This is a genomic window from Streptomyces speibonae (assembly GCF_984686075.1).
In genome coordinates this window covers 6,467,408-6,484,809 of record NZ_OZ480260.1, presented here as the reverse complement: position 1 = coordinate 6,484,809, position 17,402 = coordinate 6,467,408, and the positions used below count along the sequence as shown (strand labels likewise).

The window sequence follows — 17,402 nt, the reverse complement described above, 5'->3', positions numbered from 1 at the left end:
CCGTCAGTTCCCGTAGGCCTTGGCCGCGGCGTCCTCGAGCGCGGCCGCGGTCTTCGCGGGGTCGGCGGGGTCGCGCAGGAAGTCCTGGAGGATCTTCCACTCGCCGGCGCCCTTGGTGCCGCCGAAGGCGGCGGGTGCCTGGTCGGACATGTCGAAGCGGACGGAGTCACCGGCGGCGATCAGCGACTCGGCGGTGGCGCGGGTGACGTCGTCGCCGTAGGAGGAGGGGTCGAGCTTCTTGTTCGGGGAGAGGAAGCCGCCCGCCTCGGCCCAGACGGCGGCGGCCTCGGGGGTCGCCAGGTACTCCAGCAGGGCCATGCCGGCCTCGCTGTTCTTGCCGTCCTTCAGGACAACGGCCGCGTCGCCGCCGCTGACCACGGGTGCCTTGCCGTCGCCGACCGGCGGGAAGGGGAAGAAGTTCGCGTCGGTGCCGATCTTCTTGCCGAACTGGTCCTTGGCGACGCCCGCGACGAAGTCGCCCTCGTAGACCATGGCGGCCTCGGCCTCCGGGCCGAAGACCTTCTCGACGGAGCCGGGGAAGTCGGTGTTGAGGGCCTCCTTCTGGCCGCCGGCGATGAGCTGCTTGTCCTTGAAGAGCTTGCCGAGGGTGGTGAGCGCCTCGACCACCGTGGGGTCGGTCCACTTGATCTCGTGGGCGGCGAGGGCGTCGTACTTCTCGGGCCCGGCCTGGGAGAGGTAGACGTTCTCGAACCAGTCGGTGAGGGTCCAGCCGTCCTGTCCGGCGACGGAGAACGCGGCGAGTCCGGAGTCGGAGATGGTCCGCCCGTTCTCCAGCATGGCGTCGTAGGTCTCGGGCGGGGTGACGCCGGCCTGTTCGAGGGCGGCGGGGCTGTACCAGACGGTCGACTTGTGGGCGGCCTTGAAGTAGAGGCCGTACAGGGTGTCGTCGACGCTGCCGTAGTTCTGCCACACCTCGGCGAAGTTGGCGCCGACGGCGCTCTGCACCTTCTGGTCCAGCGGCTTGAGCCAGCCCTTCTCGGCGAACTGCTTGAGCACACCGACCTGCGGGACCATGACGACGTCGGGGGCGTTGCCGCCCTCGATCTTGCTGCCGACGACGGTGGAGACGTTGTCGCCGGTGGAGACGAACTGGGTCTTGGCGCCGGTCTTCTCGCTGAAGGCGTCGAGCACCTTCTGGAAGTTCTCCTGCTCGCTGCCGGACCAGACACCGGCCACGGTGACGGTCTGCCCGTCGAGCGACTTGTCGCCGCCGCCGGCCGAGACGGGGTCGTCGCCGCCGCAGGCGGTGGCGCCGAGCGCCAGGACGAGGGCGGTGCATCCGGTGAGCAGGGTGGTACGTCGTCGCATCATCTTCGATGTCCCTTCGGGGGTGCGGGAGTTGACCGGAGGTGCTTCTCAGGAGCCATCGATCCACCAGGCGGCGGTCGAGCCGGGGAGCACTCCGGGCGGGCAGGGACCGCTGGCGAGCAGCGGGGTGCCGGCGACCGGAGCGGGTACGGGGGCGGTGCCGAAGTTGACGGCGCAGACCAGGTCGTCGCCGCGGACGAAGGCGAGGACCCCGGGCTGGGTGTCCAGCCAGCGCAGGGTGCCCTCGCCCAGCTGGTGCAGGGCGGAGCGCAGTTGCAGGCCGTCGCGGTACAGGTGCCAGGAGGAGCGGGTGTCGGCGAGGGCGCGGTGGGTGGCGTACTCGGCGAAGTACTCGGGCTGCGGCAGCCACGGCTTGGCGCTCTCGGCGCCGGAGGTGAAGCCGAACGGGGAGGCCTGCCCGGACCAGGGCAGCGGCACCCGGCAGCCGTCCCTGATCCGGGCGCGGCTGCCGGTGCGCCGGAATATCGGGTCGGTGAGCACGTCGTCGGGCAGATCGACGACCTCGGGCAGCCCCAGCTCCTCGCCCTGGTAGATGTACGCGGCGCCGGGGAGGGCGAGCATGAGCAGGGCGGCGGCGCGGGCGCGGGCGGCGCCGATGCCGCGGCCGTCGGCGGGTTCGCCGTAGCGGGTGACGGTGCGGACCTGGTCGTGGTTGTTGAGCACCCAGGTGACGGTGGAGCCGGTGCCCGCGATGTCCTGCATGGCCTCGGAGATGACCTTGCGGAAGGCGTCGGCGTCCCACTCGGCGCCGAGCAGGTCGAAGAAGAAGGCCTGGTGGAGCTCGTCGGGGCGGACGTAGCGGGCGTGCTCACGGGCGGTGGGGACGGAGACCTCGCCGACCAGGAGGCGCTCCTGGCCGTCGCGGGCGGTGTACTCCTCGCACACGGCGCGCCAGCGCCGCCACACGTCGTGCACCTCGGGCTGGTTCCAGGCGAGCGGGTTGACCGAGTCGCGGGTGCGGGCGTCGGCCTCCGGGTCCGGGGAGTCGGGCAGCTCCGGGTGCTTGAACAGGCCGGCTGCCACGTCGATGCGGAAGCCGTCGGCGCCGCGGTCCAGCCAGAAGCGCAGGGTGCGCTCGAACTCGGCGGCGACCTCGGGCTCGCGCCAGTTCCAGTCCGGCTGTTCGGGCGTGAACATGTGCAGGTACCACTGGCCGGGCCGGCCGTCCGGTTCGGTGACGCGGGTCCAGGCGGGGCCGCCGAACATGGCGTGCCAGTTGTTGGGCGGCTCCGCGCCGTCCGGTCCGCGGCCGTCGGCGAAGTGGAAGCGGGCGCGTTCGGGGCTGCCCGGTCCGGCGGCGAGGGCCGCGCGGAACCAGGGGTGCTCGTGGGAGCAGTGGTTGGGGACGATGTCCAGCAGCACCTTGATGCCGAGCCGGCGGGCGGCGGCCACCAGCAGGTCGAACTCCGCGAGGTCGCCGAAGAGCGGGTCGACGTCGCGGTAGTCGGCCACGTCGTAGCCGTGGTCGTGCTGCGGTGAGGGGTAGAAGGGGCTCAGCCAGATCCCGTCCACGCCGAGCTTCTTCAGGTAGGGCAGTCCCGCCCTGACCCCGGCGAGATCGCCGATGCCGTCACCGGTGCTGTCCAGAAAGCTGCGGACGTACACCTGGTAGATCACCGCGTCACGCCACCAGTGGTGCCTGTTCACCCCATTGACCTGTCTGTTGAGGAGCGCTGTTCGTTATGCATGCATGTTAAGTAAGCGTGTCGCGAGGGTGTCAATGAACTGGCGCAAGCTACCGCACAGTTGGGATGTCCATATACGAACTTAAGAGGTGATAACGGACGCATTCGAGACGTCCGCGTTACCTAACATGTAACTAGAGAGGGAGGGAAAGCCGGGAGGACGCTCAGCGGGAGGAGACCGCGGCGAGCTCGCCCGCCAGCCGGCGCACCGCGGCCTCGGGCGACTGCCGCCCGGTCATCGCGTCGTGCACCACCGCCTGCACCACCAGGCTCACCTGGTCGTAGTGCGGGCTCTTGGGGCGCGGAGCGGCGGCGAGCACGCTCTCGCGCAGGGTCGGCAGATACGGGAAGCGCCGGACGAGTTCCGGATCGTCGTACAGGCCGGCCCGTACGGGCGGCAGCGCGCCGCGCGTGAGCACCTGGCGCTGGACGCGCTCGCTGGTGAGGTACGCGATCAGACGCGCGGCGGAGTCGGGGTGCCGGGCGTGGCTGCTGACGGCCAGGTTGGAGCCGCCCAGGACGCTGGTGCCCGGACCGTCCGGTCCCGGCAGCGGTACGGCGCCGACCTTGCCGACGACCTCGGAGCCCGGGGCGGAGGCGGCGACGTAGGCGTAGGGCCAGTTGCGCAGGAACAGCAGCCGGCCCTCCTGGAAGGCCCGCTTGGACTCCTCCTCCTTGTACGTCAGCGCCTCCTGGGGGATCCAGCCCTCGCGGACCCCGCGGGCGAGGAAGCCGATGCCCTCCCGGGCCGCCCCGGAGTTCACGGTGACGCGCTGCCCCTCGTCCCCGAGGATGGTGCCGCCCGCCGAGTAGACGGCCTCGGCCGCGTTCACGGTCAGGCCCTCGTAGGGCAGGAACTGGCCCGCGTACCCGTCGAGACCGTGCTCGGGGGCCAGGGTCTTCGCGGCCCGCTCCAGCTCGGCCCAGGTGCGCGGCGGCGCGACGCCCGCGTCGGCGAGGACGTCCTTGCGGTACAGCAGCAGCCCGGCGTTGGTGACGTAGGGGACGGCGTAGAGCCGGTCGCCGTAGGTCGCCGTGTGCACGACCGGGGGCAGGAAGGTGCCGAGCGGGAAGCGGTCGCGGGGCAGCGGACGGATCCAGCCCGCGGCGGCGAACTCCGAGGTCCAGCTGACGTCGATGTTGAGCACGTCGAACCGGCCGCGCGCGCCGCCGCGCAGATCGGTGATCATCTGCGCGCGCGTCTCGTCGGCGGAGTCCGGCAGCTCGACGAGGGTCACCTTCTCGCCGGGATGGGTGCGGTTCCAGCCGTCGAGGACGGACTGGAGGTAGCCGGTGAGGTCTCCGGCGGTGGCCAGGGTGAGGGGGCCGCGGCCGCTCCCGTCGGCCTGGTCGGCCCGCGCGCCGGAGGCGACATGCCCGGTCAGGACGACGAGGAGGACAAGAAGGCCCCTACCCGCGGCATGCATCCACCGCATAGGTTCCTCCCTGTACACCGGCACCCGGGCACCCTTGCCGGGGTCAGAAGCCATGTATACCCGTTAGGTATGGGCGATACTAGGTCCTGCGGCACATTACCCAGGAAGCGCGAGGAGGAGAGCACGAGTGCGGCTGCCCCTCCTGGCCCTGCTCGCCCGCGGCCCCGCCCACGGCTACGAGCTCAAGCTGGACCTTGAGCAACTGCTGGGCTCCGCGTACCCTCAGCCGAACGTCGGCCAGATCTACGTCACCCTCGGCCGCCTCGAGAAGAACGGACTGATCGAGGGCGAGGACGTCGAGCAGTCGAGCCGGCCCAACAAGAAGGTCTACCACCTCACCGACGCCGGGCGGGAGGCGCTGCGCGCCTGGTTCGAGGAGACGGCGGACGAGCCGCGGGTGCGGGACGAGTTCTTCATGAAACTGGCCCTGGCCCCGCAGACCGGCCTCGCCGACCAGATCGCCCTGATCAACCGGCAGCGGCGCCAGTATCTGAACACCATGCGGCAGCTGTCGAAGCTGGCCGCCGCGGAGGACCGGGACAACCGCATCTCCCAACTGCTGATCGAGGGCGCGATGCTGCATCTGCAGGCCGACCTCGACTGGCTGGAGCGGTGCCAGGAAGAGCTGGAGGAGCTGGAGTGAGTGAGACCACCACTCCCGTGCTGCGCGCCGAGGGCCTGGTCAAGACGCACCACGGCGAAGGCGCCCCGGCGCACGCCGTGCGCGGCGTCGACCTGGAGGTGACGGCGGGCGAGTTCGTGGCGGTCACCGGCCCGTCCGGGGCCGGGAAGTCGACGCTGCTGCATCTGCTCGGCGGGCTCCAGCGGCCCGACGAGGGCAGCATCTGGCTGGACGGCGAGTGCACCGACGGCTACAGCGAGGCCCGCTGGGCGGTCGAGCGCCGCAAGCGGATCGGGATCGTCTTCCAGTTCTTCAACCTGGTCTCCGACCTGTCGGTCGCCGACAACGTGGAGCTGCCCGCCCTGCTCGCCGGGGTGCCGCCGAAGAAGGCCCGCGCCGGGCGGGAGGAGCTCCTCGCCGAGCTCGGCCTCCAGGGCAAGGAGCACAGCATGCCGGGCGAGCTGTCCGGCGGTGAGCAGCAGCGGGTCGCCCTGGCCCGGGCGCTGGTCAACCACCCGCCGCTGCTGCTGGCCGACGAGCCCGCGGGCAGCCTGGACAGCAGGGGCACCCGCGAGGTGATGCGGCTGCTGTCCCGCTTCCACGGGCGGGGGCAGACCATCCTGCTGGTCACGCACGACGCACGGCTGGCGAGCGCCGCGGACCGGGTGATCAGCTTCTTCGACGGCCGGATCGCCGACGACGCCGCACTCGACGGCGGCACCCCGCCGCGCCGGACCGGGATATCGGGCGTGCTGGAGCTCAAGGACTGACATGCGCGTCCACGACCGACCCGCCGGAGGCTGAGGCCGTGCGAGCGACGCTGCGCTGGGCGCACTCCGATCTGCGGACGCACCGCGGCGAGGCCCTGTTCCTGGTCCTCGCCACCGCGGGCATCGTCGCGTCCCTGCTGCTGGCCACGGCCCTGTTCGGGTACGCCACCAACCCCTGGCAGCGTGTGTTCACCCAGGCGCGCGGCGCGCACGTCACGCTGCACACCACCGCCGCCGCCGACGCGGGCCGGCTGGCGAGCCTGGACGGCGTGGACGCCATGGCCGGCCCCTACCCGACGGCCCCGGTCACCCTGGCCTCGCAGGGCGGCCGCGCCTCGGTGGAGCTGCGCGGCACCTCCGGCCGCCCCGACGTGGGCCGCCCCCTGATCACGTCCGGGCACTGGCTGGACACGGCCACCCCCGACGGGGTGGTCCTGGAGAGCCGCCTCGCGCGGGCGCTGCTCACGGCCCCCGGTGACACCCTCACCGTGCCCGGTACGGCGCGGGAGCTGACCGTGGTGGGCATCGCCGACAGCGCCGAGCCGCGCTACCGGCCGGGTGAGCGGGCGGGCATCGTCTGGGCACTGCCCTCGGCCGTGGGCGACCCGGGCGGCCAGGTGGTGGGACTGCGGCTGACCGACCCCGGCGACACCGGGTACGCCGTGCAGCGGGCGGTGACCGAGCTGGGCGCGGGGGCGATCGGCGAGGTCGCCACCTGGCAGCAGGCGCGCGCCGAGGCGCAGGGCGACAACCGGCTGCTCGGCCAGGTGCTTGGCCTGTTCGGGCTGGGCGCGCTGGTCGCGGCCGGTTTCGCGGTGCACGGGGCGATCACCACCCGGATCCGGGGGCACCTGCGGGACATCTCCGTCCTCAAGGCGATCGGCTTCACGCCCGGCCAGGTCGTCCGCGTCTTCCTGATCCAGCACCTGGCCTACGCCCTGCTCGGTGCCGTGGCGGCGGCCGCGCTCACCGAGGCGCTGGGCAGCGCCGTGCCGGGGCGGATCGGGGACGCGGTCGGTGTGTGGCAGGGCCTGCCCGGACACACCGCGGCGCTGTTCGTGGTGCCGGTCGGGGCGGTGCTGTTCATCGGCGCGACCACCGGGCTGGCCGCCTGGCGGGCGGGGCGGATCCCGCCGGTGCCGGTGCCGCGCTCCGTGGGGTCCCCGGCCGGCGGGCTGACCGCGGTGGCCCGGCGGGCGCTGGGCACACGGGTGCCGCCGGCGCTGATCCTGGGCTGGCACAAGACGTTCACCCGGCGGCCGCGCTCGCTGGGCGCGGTGGCCAGGCTGGCGCTGCCGCTGCTGCTGATCGTGGTGGCGCTGAGCGCGTGGACCACCATCGACCGGTTCCACAGCAGCCCCGAGCGGATGGGCATGCCCACGGCGCTCGGGGTGCGGTCCGACGCCTCGCTGGGCGACCGGGAGACCCGCGCCCTGCTGGAGGACGATCCGCAGGTCGCCGCCGTCTATCCGGGGGTGGAGGTGGCCGCCCTGGTCCCCGGCCAGACCGCCACCATCGCCCTGCGGGGGCTGGGCACCGCGCGGGAGCCGTACCCGTTCACGCTGGCCGAGGGGCGCGCCGCGCGCGGGCCGGACGAGGCGGTGGCCGGGCAGGGGCTGCTCGACCTGCTGCACGTCGAGGTCGGCGACTGGGTGCGGATGACGGTCGGCGACCAGCCGCAGATCCTGCACATCGTCGGCCGCAGCATCGAGCCGGAGAACGCCGGCCGGGTCATCTCCACCTCGCTCGACACCCTCCGGGCCAACGACCCGGACCTGCGGCCGAGCGTCTACCAGCTGCGGCTGGACCCGGGCGCCGCCCCGGACACGGTCGCCGCCCGCCTGGACACGGCGGGCCGCGGCCATCTGGACGTGCACGCCGTGGCCAATCCGGCCGACGGGCTGTCACCGCTGCGCGCCGTCGTCCTCGGTCTGATCGCGGTCCTCGCGCTGATCGGGCTGATCGAGCTGCTGACGGCGATCGGCGGCACGGTCCGCGAGGGCGAGCGCGATCTGCTGGCGCTCAAGGCCGTGGGTCTCTCCCCCCGGCAGATCACGGGGATCACGGTCACGGCGACCGCCGGTACCGCCCTCGCGGCGGTGCTCCTCGCCACGGCCCTGGGGCTGCCGCTGGCCCAGTGGCTGATCGACGCCCAGGGCCGGACGAGCGGCATCGGCGCCGGGATCGCACAAGCGCCCTCCCCCGTCCTGCTGTTGGCGCTCGGCACGGCCGCGGTCCTGGGCGCCGCCGCCCTGGCCGCCCTCCCGGCCACCCGAGCCACCCGCCGCCGCCTCGCGGACACGCTGAGCGCGGTGGCCTGACCCCTCCCGGGGCGCTGCCTCCGGCCCTCCGCTCCTCAAACGCCGGAAGGGCTGGCACTCCAGCCCGTCCGGCGTTCGAGGACGAGGCCCGAAGGGCCAGGGAGCCCACGGCAAGCGGGCGGCGCACCGCCGCCCGCTCGGCCGTATCCGGGTCACCGCCGGCCGCGCAGCTCCCGGTAGGTGGCGACGAGGGCCGTGGTGGAGGCGTCCAGGCCCGGTACCTCGGCGCCCTCGGTGAGGGCGGGCTCCACGCGCTTGGCGAGGACCTTGCCCAGTTCGACGCCCCACTGGTCGAAGGAGTCGATGTTCCAGACCGCGCCCTGCACGAACACCTTGTGCTCGTACAAGGCGACGAGCTGGCCGAGCACGGACGGGGTGAGCTCGCGCGCGAGGATCGTGGTGGTGGGGTGGCCGCCCTTGAACGTCTTGTGCGGGACGAGTTCCTCCGGCACTCCTTCGCCGCGCACCTCGTCCGGGGTCTTGCCGAAGGCCAGGGCCTGGGTCTGGGCGAAGAAGTTGGCCATCAACAGGTCGTGCTGCGCCTTGAGTTCGTCGCTCAGCTCGGCGACGGGCTCGGCGAAGCCGATGAAGTCGGCCGGGATCAGCTTCGTCCCCTGGTGGATCAACTGGTAGTAGGCGTGCTGCCCGTTGGTGCCCGGCGTGCCCCAGACGACGGGGCCGGTCTGCCACTCCACCTCGCGGCCGTCCCGGCCGACGTACTTGCCGTTGGACTCCATGTCCAGCTGCTGGAGGTAGGCGGTGAACTTCGACAGGTAGTGCGAGTACGGCAGCACCGCGTGCGACTGCGCGTCGTGGAAGTTCCCGTACCAGATGCCGAGCAGGCCCAGCAGCAGCGGCACGTTGGACTCGGCGGGCGCGGTGCGGAAGTGCTCGTCGACGAGGCGGAAGCCGTCGAGCATCTCCCGGAAGCGGTCCGGGCCGATGGCGATCATCAGGGACAGGCCGATGGCGGAGTCGTAGGAGTAGCGTCCGCCGACCCAGTCCCAGAACTCGAACATGTTCGCCGTGTCGATGCCGAACTCGGCGACCTTCTCGGCGTTGGTCGACAGCGCCACGAAGTGCTTCGCGACCGCCTTCTCGTCGCCGCCGAGGCCGCCGAGCAGCCAGGAACGCGCGGAGGTGGCGTTGGTGACCGTCTCGATGGTGGTGAAGGTCTTGGACGCGATGATGAACAGCGTCTCGGCCGGGTCCAGGTCCCGGACGGCCTCGTGCAGGTCGGCGCCGTCCACGTTGGACACGAAGCGGACGGTGAGGTCGCGGTCGGTGAAGGCGCGCAGCGCCTCGTACGCCATCGCCGGACCGAGGTCGGAGCCGCCGATACCGACGTTGACGACGGTGCGGATGCGCCGGCCGGTGTGGCCGGTCCACTCGCCGGAGCGGACGCGGGCGGCGAAGTCGGCCATCCGGTCCAGCACGGCGTGCACGGCCGGGACGACGTTCTCCCCGTCGACCTCGATCACCGCGTCCCGGGGGGCCCGCAGCGCGGTGTGCAGCACCGCCCGGTTCTCGGTGGTGTTGATCTTCTCGCCGCGGAACATGGCGTCGCGCAGCCCGAACACGTCGGTCGCGGCGGCCAGCTCCCGCAGCAGCCGCAGGGTCTCGTCGGTGACCAGGTGCTTGGAGTAGTCGACGTACAGGTCACCGACCCGGAGGGTGTATCCGGTGCCGCGGCCGGGGTCGGCGGCGAACAGCTCGCGCAGCCGCACCTCGCCGAGCTCCTCGCGGTGCTTGGCCAGTGCGGTCCACTCGGGCGTCTGGTTGAGCCTGGTACGGCCGTCTGCGTTCATCTCGGACTTCAGCCTTCTTCCTTGGATGTCCCCGCTGTGCCGGCTGTTCCCAACCTAATTGATCAGCGGTGAGGAGGACGGAAGGTGTCCGGAGTCCGGGCCGGTCCTGGGACCGGTCAGATCTCGCCCCGCAGTTTGGCCAGCGCCTCGGCGAGGATCGCCTCGCCGTCCGCGTCGCTGCGCCGCTCCCGCACATAGGCGAGGTGGGTCTTGTACGGTTCGGTGCGCGGCGGGTCCGGGGGGTTGTCGCGGTCCTGTCCCGCCGGAAAGCCGCAGCGGGGGCAGTCCCAGGTATCGGGCACCTGCGCGTCGCTTGCGAAGCTCGGCTGTGTCTCGTGCCCGTTGGAGCACCAGAAGGAGACGCGCAGCCGCGGCGCGGACTCGCCGCGCTCGGCCTCACCCATCGGCCCCGCCCCGACCCGGCTTCCCCGGATCGCGTTGCCACTTGCCACGGTCGTAACTCCCTGCGTAATGGTGCCGCGAAGCGAGTCGGCGTTCCGCTCCGCTGCGAGCGCCTCAGTCTACGTAAGACCCAACGCGCGTCCAGTGATAGGAGTTACCTGTCCCCGCATCCAGACGCAAGCCCCATGATAGGCCGCGCTCAGCTGCGCGTACCGAACATGGGGCGTTACGTGGGGAATGCGTGGCTCGTGCGGGGCGATTTCCGCCCCTCGGTCAGTTCAGTTGTTGACCTTCATCATGATGCCGAGCACGACGATGCACGCGAACCAGAGCAGACCGACCACGATGGTGATCCGGTCGAGGTTGCGTTCGGCGACCGAGGAGCCGCCGACGGAGGACTGCATGCCACCACCGAACATGTCGGAGAGGCCGCCGCCCTTCCCCTTGTGCATCAGCACCAGCAGCATCAGCAGCAGGCTGAAGACGATCAGGGCGATGGAGAACCCCATAACCACGGCTGGACCAACTTCCTCGGATTTCGGATGGACGACGCGGGGCCCAGCGCACTGCTGGACCCCGCAAGGGTACGACGAATCGCCGTTAGCGCATACTCACTGATCGCGGAATCGAATGATCTTGACGAACTCGTCGGCGTCCAGCGAGGCGCCGCCGACCAGGGCGCCGTCGATGTCGGCCTGCGCCATGATCTCGGCGACGTTGCCGGACTTGACCGAGCCGCCGTACTGGATGCGGATCCTGTCGGCCACGTCCTGGCTGTACAGCTCGGCGAGCTTGCCGCGGATCGCGGCGCAGACCTCCTGGGCGTCCTCGGCGCCGCAGACCTTGCCGGTGCCGATGGCCCACACGGGCTCGTAGGCGATCACGATCGTCTCGGCCTGCTCGGCCGGGACGTCCTTGAGACCGCCCTCGACCTGGGCGAGGGTGTGGGAGACGTGGTTGCCCGCCTCGCGGACCTCCAGCTCCTCGCCGACGCAGAGGATGGGGGTGATGCCGTGCTTGAAGGCGGCCTTCACCTTGGCGTTGACGATCTCGTCGGTCTCGGCGTGGTACTGGCGGCGCTCGGAGTGGCCGACCGCCACATAGGAGCACTTCAGCTTGGCCAGCATCGGGCCGGAGATCTCGCCGGTGTAGGCACCGCCGTCGTGCGCCGAGATGTCCTGGGCGCCGTACTTGATCTTGAGCTTGTCGCCCTCGACGAGGGTCTGCACGGAGCGCAGGTCCGTGAAGGGCGGCAGGACGGCGACCTCGACGGCCTCGTAGTCCTTGTCGGCCAGGGCGAAGGCGAGCTTCTGGACGTGGGCGATGGCCTCGAGGTGGTTGAGGTTCATCTTCCAGTTGCCCGCCATCAGCGGCGTACGGGTGGTCATTGAGGGTCAGTCCTCCAGTGCGGCGAGGCCGGGGAGCGTCTTGCCCTCGAGGTATTCGAGGGAGGCGCCGCCTCCGGTCGAGATGTGGCCGAATGCCTGCTCGTCGAAGCCCAGGGTACGGACGGCCGCGGCGGAATCGCCGCCGCCGACCACGGTGAAGCCCGGGGAGTCGATGAGGGCCTGGGCGAGGGCCTTGGTGCCCTCGGCGTAGTCGGGGTGCTCGAAGACGCCCATGGGGCCGTTCCAGAAGACGGTGGCGGCGTCGGCGAGCTTCGAGGCGTACAGCTTGCGGGTCTCGGGACCGATGTCCAGCCCCATGTGGCCGGCCGGGATGGCGTCCGCGGCGACGGTGGCGGGGTGGGTGGGCGCCTTGGCCTTCATGTCGGGGAACTCGGCGGCGACCAGCGTGTCGACCGGCAGCACCAGCTCGACGCCGCTCTTCCCGGCGCGCTCCAGGTACTCCCGCACGGCGGGGATCTGGTCCTCCTGCAACAGGGAGGAGCCGACTTCGTAGCCCTTGGCCTTGAGGAAGGTGTACGCCATGCCGCCGCCGATGAGGATGCGGTCGGCCTTGCCGAGCAGCTGGTCGATGACGGCCAGCTTGTCGGAGACCTTGGCGCCGCCGAGGGCGACCACGTAGGGCCGCTTGACCTCGTCGGTGAGCTTCCTGAGCACGCCGACCTCGGTGGCGATGAGGTAGCCGGCGTAGTGCGGCAGGCGGGCCGGCAGGTCGAAGACCGAGGCGTGCTTGCGGTGCACCGCGCCGAAGCCGTCGCCCACGTACACGTCGGCGAGTGCGGCCAGCCGGCCGGCGAACTCGCCGCGCTCGGCGTCGTCCTTGGACGTCTCGCCGGCGTTGAAGCGCAGGTTCTCGACGACCGCGACGCGTCCGTCGGTGAGGCCGGCGACGGTGGAGGTGGCGGACTCGCCGACGGTGTCGGTCGCGAAGGCGACGTCGGCACCGAGGAGTTCGCCGAGGCGCGCGCCGGCGGGGGCGAGCGAGAAGGCGGGGTCCGGGGCGCCCTTGGGGCGGCCCAGATGCGAGGCGACGACCACACGGGCGCCCGCGTCGGCGAGGGCCTTGACGGTGGGCACCACGGCGCGGATCCGGCCGTCGTCGGTGATGATGGTGCCGTCCAGCGGCACGTTGAGGTCGGCGCGGACGAAGACCCGCTTGCCCGCGACACCTTCGGAGAGGAGTTCGTCGATCGTCTTCATAGGGGCTCCCTGCTAGAGCTCAGCTCGTGTTCGCTCGTGATCGCTCGTGATCGAAAGAGGGCGAGCGCTCCGATACGTGCGTCAGGGCTCGGACAGCGCGTTGCCGCGCCGCCGAGCCCTGCACTCATATCAGGCCGCCGGCTCCATGCTCAGAGCTGGTTGCCCACGAAGACCGTCAGGTCGACGAGGCGGTTGCTGTAGCCCCACTCGTTGTCGTACCAGCCGATGACCTTCACGTTCTTGCCCTCCTGGACCATGGTCAGGGAGGAGTCGAAGGTGCAGGACGCCGGGGCGTTGACGATGTCGGAGGAGACGATCGGGTCCTCGGTGTACTCGAGGTAGCCCTTCAGCTCGCCCTCGGCGGCCTTCTGGAAGGCGGCGTTGACCTCTTCCTTGGTGACCTCGCGGGAGAGCTCGACCACCAGGTCGGTGACGGAGCCGGTGGGGACCGGGACACGCATCGCGATGCCGTCCAGCTTGCCCTTGAGCTGCGGCAGCACCAGGGCGGTGGCCTTCGCGGCACCGGTGGTGGTCGGGATGATGTTCTCGGCGGCGGCACGGGCGCGGCGCAGGTCCTTGTGCGGGAAGTCCAGGATGCGCTGGTCGTTCGTGTACGCGTGCACCGTCGTCATCAGGCCCTTGACGATGCCGAAGTTCTCGTCGAGGACCTTCGCCAGCGGCGCCACGCAGTTGGTGGTGCAGGAGGCGTTGGAGATGACGTGGTGGTTCGCCGGGTCGTACTGGTCGTGGTTCACGCCCATGACGAGGGTGATGTCCTCGTTCTTCGCCGGGGCGGAGATGATGACCTTCTTGGCGCCGCCGGCGATGTGCTTCCCGGCGTCTTCCTTCTTGGTGAAGATGCCGGTCGACTCGATGACGATGTCGACGCCCAGCTCGCCCCACGGGATGTCGGCGGGGTTGCGCTCGGAGAGGACCTTGACCGTCTTGTCGCCGACGGTGATGGTGTCCTCGGTGTGCGAGACCTCCTGCTTGAGGCGGCCCAGAATCGTGTCGTACTTCAGCAGGTGTGCCGTGGTCGCCGTGTCACCCAGGTCGTTGACGGCCACGATCTCGATGTCGGCGCCCTGTTCCAGCAATGCGCGGAAGTAGTTGCGACCGATGCGGCCAAACCCGTTGATGCCTACGCGGATCGTCACGAACCGATCTCCTCGTTGGTACGCCGGCTGTGACGCCGGCGAGCTGTATTTGGGATGTCCCCGACCACTGTCGACCCTACCTCTCCGGGGCCCCGGCCGTGACATCGAGTTGCCCCATACCCGGCAGGGCGGTCCGTACCCGCCAGTAGGGTACGGACCGCCCCGCCTCCCGGACCTCTCTCACCTCATTTCGTTACGGATCGTGGGTCCGCGTTGACGTTCGGTGTCACCTCCTGAGGGCGGCCAGCGCCTTCCTCATCAGGGCGGCCCGGTCGGCCGCGGAGGTCAGGTGCTCCAGCCCGAAGCCCAGCAGCACGGTGTCGTCCGTGGTGACCGCGGCGTGGGTCCGGAACAGCTCTCCGGAGCGGGTCCAGTCCTTCAGAACGGCCGGGCTGCCCGCCGGGGGTCCGGACACCCGCCAGGCGCCGAGGGACGTCTCGAAGCCCTCGGTTTCGGCGGCCGTGCCGCCGATGACGAGGGAGGCCTCGTCGGCGAGGACGCCGTGGCCGCCGCTGCCCGGGTCGGTGACATAGGCGAGGGAGACCTCGGCCGTCTTCCCGGCGTAGGCGCTCAGATCGAATTCGACCTGCTGCCAGCCGCCGGAGGACCCGGTGAGGCTGTTCCAGGCGCCGGTGGTCCCGGTCGCGGTGCAGCCGTCGTCGGTGAGCGTGAGGTAGTGCTCCAGCCAGGGGTGCCCGGCCATGTAGAACCCGGCCGCGCACTCGGTCGGCACGGTGGTGCGGGTCGCCCCGCCGGCCTCGGGCAGGGTCGTCCAGTCGTCGGCGCCGGCGGTGTGCGCCTCGACGAGGACGTTGTCGTAGCCCGGCTCGGTGTCCCACAGCAGCTGGGCGCGCAGGGTGGGCCGCTCGGCGGCGGTGACACCGGTGAGGTCCACGGTGCGGGTGAGGCGCTTGTAGCCGTCGTCGGTGTGCACGGCGGCCGCCATGGAGGAGCCGGCGTACGGCCCGTACGGGTTGGACGTCCCGGGGAACTGCCCGGCGCCGGCGCTCGCGAACTGCGGGTACTCGGCCGCGGGCAGTTCGTCGGAGGTGATGCCGTAGGTGCCGGCCCCGTCCAGCGGGTTGCCGGGCGCGTCGCCGAGCGGGCCGCTGAAGCCGTCCAGCCGGCCGGATCCGGCGAACGCGGTGGCTCCGGAGGCGGAGGTGCGGCTGTAGGCGCCCAGGTAGTACTGGCTGAAGTCGTCGGACGGTGTGCCTCCGCCGAGGTCGACGCTGCCGCCCGCCCGCTCGCCCGCCTCGATCAGCCGGCCGCCCTCGTTGAGGAAGGCCCGCAGCTGGAGCTGGGTGGCGATGCCCGGCGTCGCGGCGCCGGTGTGGTGCACGACGGTGCGGAAGTGGCTCAGCACGCCGAGCGCGTCCGGGGCGCCCTGTTCGGCCACGTCCCAGACCGCCGCGCGGCGGCCGTTGGCCTTGAGCGCGTCGACGTACGTCCGGGTCTGCGTGGCCTTCGCGCCCTCCTCGGAGACGACGAGGACGTCCGCGCGGGGCCGCTCGGCCACGGTGTAGGTGAAGTGCTCGCTGGAGACGTTCCGGCCCCTGCGGGCCTCTCCGGTGAACCACACCTCGACCTTGTCGCCCGGCCTGCCGTGTCTCACCGTGGCCCGGTACTCGTCGAAGTGGAGGTTGTCCTCGCCGCCGTACCGCTCGCCGCCCCGCCAGCGCCTGAGGTCCACGCCGTGCGTGCGGCCGCCGTTGACGCGGTACTTGAGCTCCTTGTCGCGCACGGCCTTGCGGGCGACGACGGAGACCTCCTGGCCGCCGCGCGCGTAGGACGTGGTGAACCCGTCCGGGGTGAAGTCGGCGGCCTCCAGGCCGACCGAGGAGGACGGCCGGTCGGGGTGGGCCGCGGACTCGGCGACGGAGAGCGCGAACGGGATGTTCTTGGCGAACTCCTGCTGGATCAGCTTCTCGTCGTCGGGGAAGTTGAAGCCCGACCGGCAGTCGCGGGCGTTCCACTCGTCGTCCGGGTCGGCGTCGGACGCGGTCTGGCAGGTCGACATCTCGGGGGTGAACATCGCCATGCCGTTGACGTTGGCCGCGTGGCCGTCCGCCTCGCCGTTGGTGGTGTAGAGCTCGGAGGAGAGCTGCGGGTGGTAGCCGGGGATCGCCGAGTTGCCGGGGGTGCCGGCGAGGGCCCGGTAGAGGACGTCGTCGGGGGTCGGCGTGGCCACCTGCCAGCCGACTCCGTAGAGGAGGAGTTCGGCGGCCGAGTGGTAGTTGATGCCGTAGGTGAAGCCGATGCGTTTCTGGAAGGCGTCGATGGCCCGGGTCTCCGGTTCGGAGCCGGGGCTCGCGCCGCGGTAGGTCTGGCTGATGGGGTTGGGGGACGAGCCCTCGTCGTCGTAGCCCCATTTGTAGGGGAAGTTGCGGTTGAGGTCGACGCCGTCGCCGGTGGTGATGGCGCCGTCGCCGTTGACGTCCCGCAGGTTCTTGCGCCACAGACGGCTGTCGTCGTCGGCGAAGGTGTAGTCGTAGCCGTCGGGGTTGGCGGAGAGGACGAACCACAGTTCCGTGGTGTCGACGATCTTCTTGATCCGCTTGTCCGTCCTGTACGTGTCCAGGTAGTGGTGCATCAGCCGCCGGGTCATCTCCGGGGTGATCCACTCCCGTGCGTGCTGGTTGGACATGTAGAGGACGGCCGGTTTCGACCCGTCCCGCGTGTGCCTGGCCTTCCGCGTGAGCTTCAGGGCGAGGATGTCCTGGCCCTTGACCGTCTTTCCGATGGAGACGACCTTGGTGAGGTGCGGGTGCTCCCGCGCGGTGCGCAGGATCTCCTCCCTCAGGCCGCCCTTTCCGCTGTACGGGCGGAACACGCCGTCGGCGGCGTCCTCGACGCGGTCGGCCGCGCGGGCGGAGAGAGTGTGCTCGGTGAGGTCGACGCCCTGTTTCTCCAGTTTCTCGGCCTGTCCGTCGGTCAGATAGACCTCGACGGTGGCGGTGCCGCGGTCGGGCACCCGTTCGCCGAGTTCGTGACCGTCCTGCCCCGCCGTCAGGAGCAGGGGCACCTGCTCCTTGGTGACGTCGGCGCGGAAGACCTTGACTTCCTCGGGGTCGGAGGCCGCGGGGTTTCCGGGCTGTGCCTGGGCGATGGGTGCGAGGCTCGCTCCGCCGATCAGGAGCGTGCCGACAGCGAGGATCGATCTCGCTCTGTGTCTCATGAGCCCCCCAGAGAGTGGTCCGCCACAGCAGCGAACAGATGCCAGGCTCATGACACAACATGATCGA

Annotated in this window: 13 protein-coding genes; 3 read left to right on the top strand and 10 right to left on the bottom strand. The window is 71.1% G+C overall.

Features of this window, described 5'->3' with window-relative positions; all coding sequences use genetic code 11:
* Window positions 1-3: 3 nt before the first annotated feature.
* From AC5L3C_RS29130 to AC5L3C_RS29120, 3 genes are all read right to left on the bottom strand, one after another.
* Window positions 4-1,332, bottom strand: a complete 1,329-nt coding sequence (locus AC5L3C_RS29130) for an ABC transporter substrate-binding protein (protein WP_493651897.1) — start codon at window positions 1,330-1,332, stop codon at window positions 4-6.
* A gap of 45 nt (window positions 1,333-1,377) precedes the next feature.
* Window positions 1,378-2,997 (bottom strand): glycoside hydrolase family 13 protein, encoded by a 1,620-nt coding sequence (locus AC5L3C_RS29125; RefSeq protein ID WP_493651895.1) that lies wholly within the window; start codon window positions 2,995-2,997, stop codon window positions 1,378-1,380.
* A gap of 202 nt (window positions 2,998-3,199) precedes the next feature.
* Window positions 3,200-4,471: an ABC transporter substrate-binding protein gene (locus AC5L3C_RS29120; RefSeq protein WP_493651894.1), complete on the bottom strand. Its 1,272-nt coding sequence runs from the start codon at window positions 4,469-4,471 to the stop codon at window positions 3,200-3,202.
* 127 nt (window positions 4,472-4,598) lie between these two features.
* Between AC5L3C_RS29120 and AC5L3C_RS29115 the strand changes: the two genes are divergently transcribed.
* Genes AC5L3C_RS29115 through AC5L3C_RS29105 form a run of 3 tightly spaced genes read left to right on the top strand, consistent with a single transcriptional unit; the run spans window position 4,599 to window position 8,184 of the window.
* On the top strand, window positions 4,599-5,114 hold the full coding sequence (locus AC5L3C_RS29115) for a PadR family transcriptional regulator (RefSeq protein WP_125507377.1): 516 nt from the start codon (window positions 4,599-4,601) through the stop codon (window positions 5,112-5,114).
* On the top strand, window positions 5,111-5,863 hold the full coding sequence (locus AC5L3C_RS29110; protein ID WP_125507375.1) for an ABC transporter ATP-binding protein: 753 nt from the start codon (window positions 5,111-5,113) through the stop codon (window positions 5,861-5,863). Before AC5L3C_RS29115 ends, AC5L3C_RS29110 begins: the two co-directional genes overlap by 4 nt.
* Window positions 5,864-5,901: 38 nt before the next feature.
* On the top strand, window positions 5,902-8,184 hold the full coding sequence (locus AC5L3C_RS29105) for an ABC transporter permease (protein WP_493651892.1): 2,283 nt from the start codon (window positions 5,902-5,904) through the stop codon (window positions 8,182-8,184).
* Between the two features lie 152 nt (window positions 8,185-8,336).
* On the opposite strand, the gene pgi is transcribed toward AC5L3C_RS29105, so the two are convergent.
* The 7 genes from pgi to AC5L3C_RS29070 all read right to left on the bottom strand — a co-directional run bounded on the left by pgi (window position 8,337) and on the right by AC5L3C_RS29070 (window position 17,335).
* Entirely contained in the window at window positions 8,337-9,992 is a 1,656-nt protein-coding gene (pgi, locus tag AC5L3C_RS29100; protein WP_493651890.1) for a glucose-6-phosphate isomerase, read from the bottom strand.
* Between the two features lie 116 nt (window positions 9,993-10,108).
* A complete protein-coding gene (locus AC5L3C_RS29095; RefSeq protein WP_078066843.1) occupies window positions 10,109-10,444 on the bottom strand; it encodes an RNA polymerase-binding protein RbpA in 336 nt (111 codons plus the stop codon).
* A gap of 228 nt (window positions 10,445-10,672) precedes the next feature.
* On the bottom strand, window positions 10,673-10,903 hold the full coding sequence (gene secG, locus AC5L3C_RS29090) for a preprotein translocase subunit SecG (protein ID WP_125510439.1): 231 nt from the start codon (window positions 10,901-10,903) through the stop codon (window positions 10,673-10,675).
* Window positions 10,904-11,005: 102 nt separating this feature from the next.
* Complete coding sequence (tpiA, locus tag AC5L3C_RS29085) at window positions 11,006-11,782, bottom strand: triose-phosphate isomerase (RefSeq protein WP_493651888.1); 777 nt, start codon at window positions 11,780-11,782, stop codon at window positions 11,006-11,008.
* A 6-nt stretch (window positions 11,783-11,788) separates the two neighbouring features.
* The gene (locus AC5L3C_RS29080; protein ID WP_493651887.1) at window positions 11,789-13,000 is read right to left on the bottom strand and encodes a phosphoglycerate kinase; all 1,212 of its coding nucleotides are present in this window, start codon (window positions 12,998-13,000) and stop codon (window positions 11,789-11,791) included.
* A gap of 149 nt (window positions 13,001-13,149) precedes the next feature.
* Window positions 13,150-14,157: a type I glyceraldehyde-3-phosphate dehydrogenase gene (gap, locus tag AC5L3C_RS29075; protein ID WP_125507365.1), complete on the bottom strand. Its 1,008-nt coding sequence runs from the start codon at window positions 14,155-14,157 to the stop codon at window positions 13,150-13,152.
* Between the two features lie 226 nt (window positions 14,158-14,383).
* Window positions 14,384-17,335, bottom strand: a complete 2,952-nt coding sequence (locus tag AC5L3C_RS29070; RefSeq protein ID WP_493651885.1) for a M14 family metallopeptidase — start codon at window positions 17,333-17,335, stop codon at window positions 14,384-14,386.
* Between the last annotated feature and the right edge of the window lie 67 nt (window positions 17,336-17,402).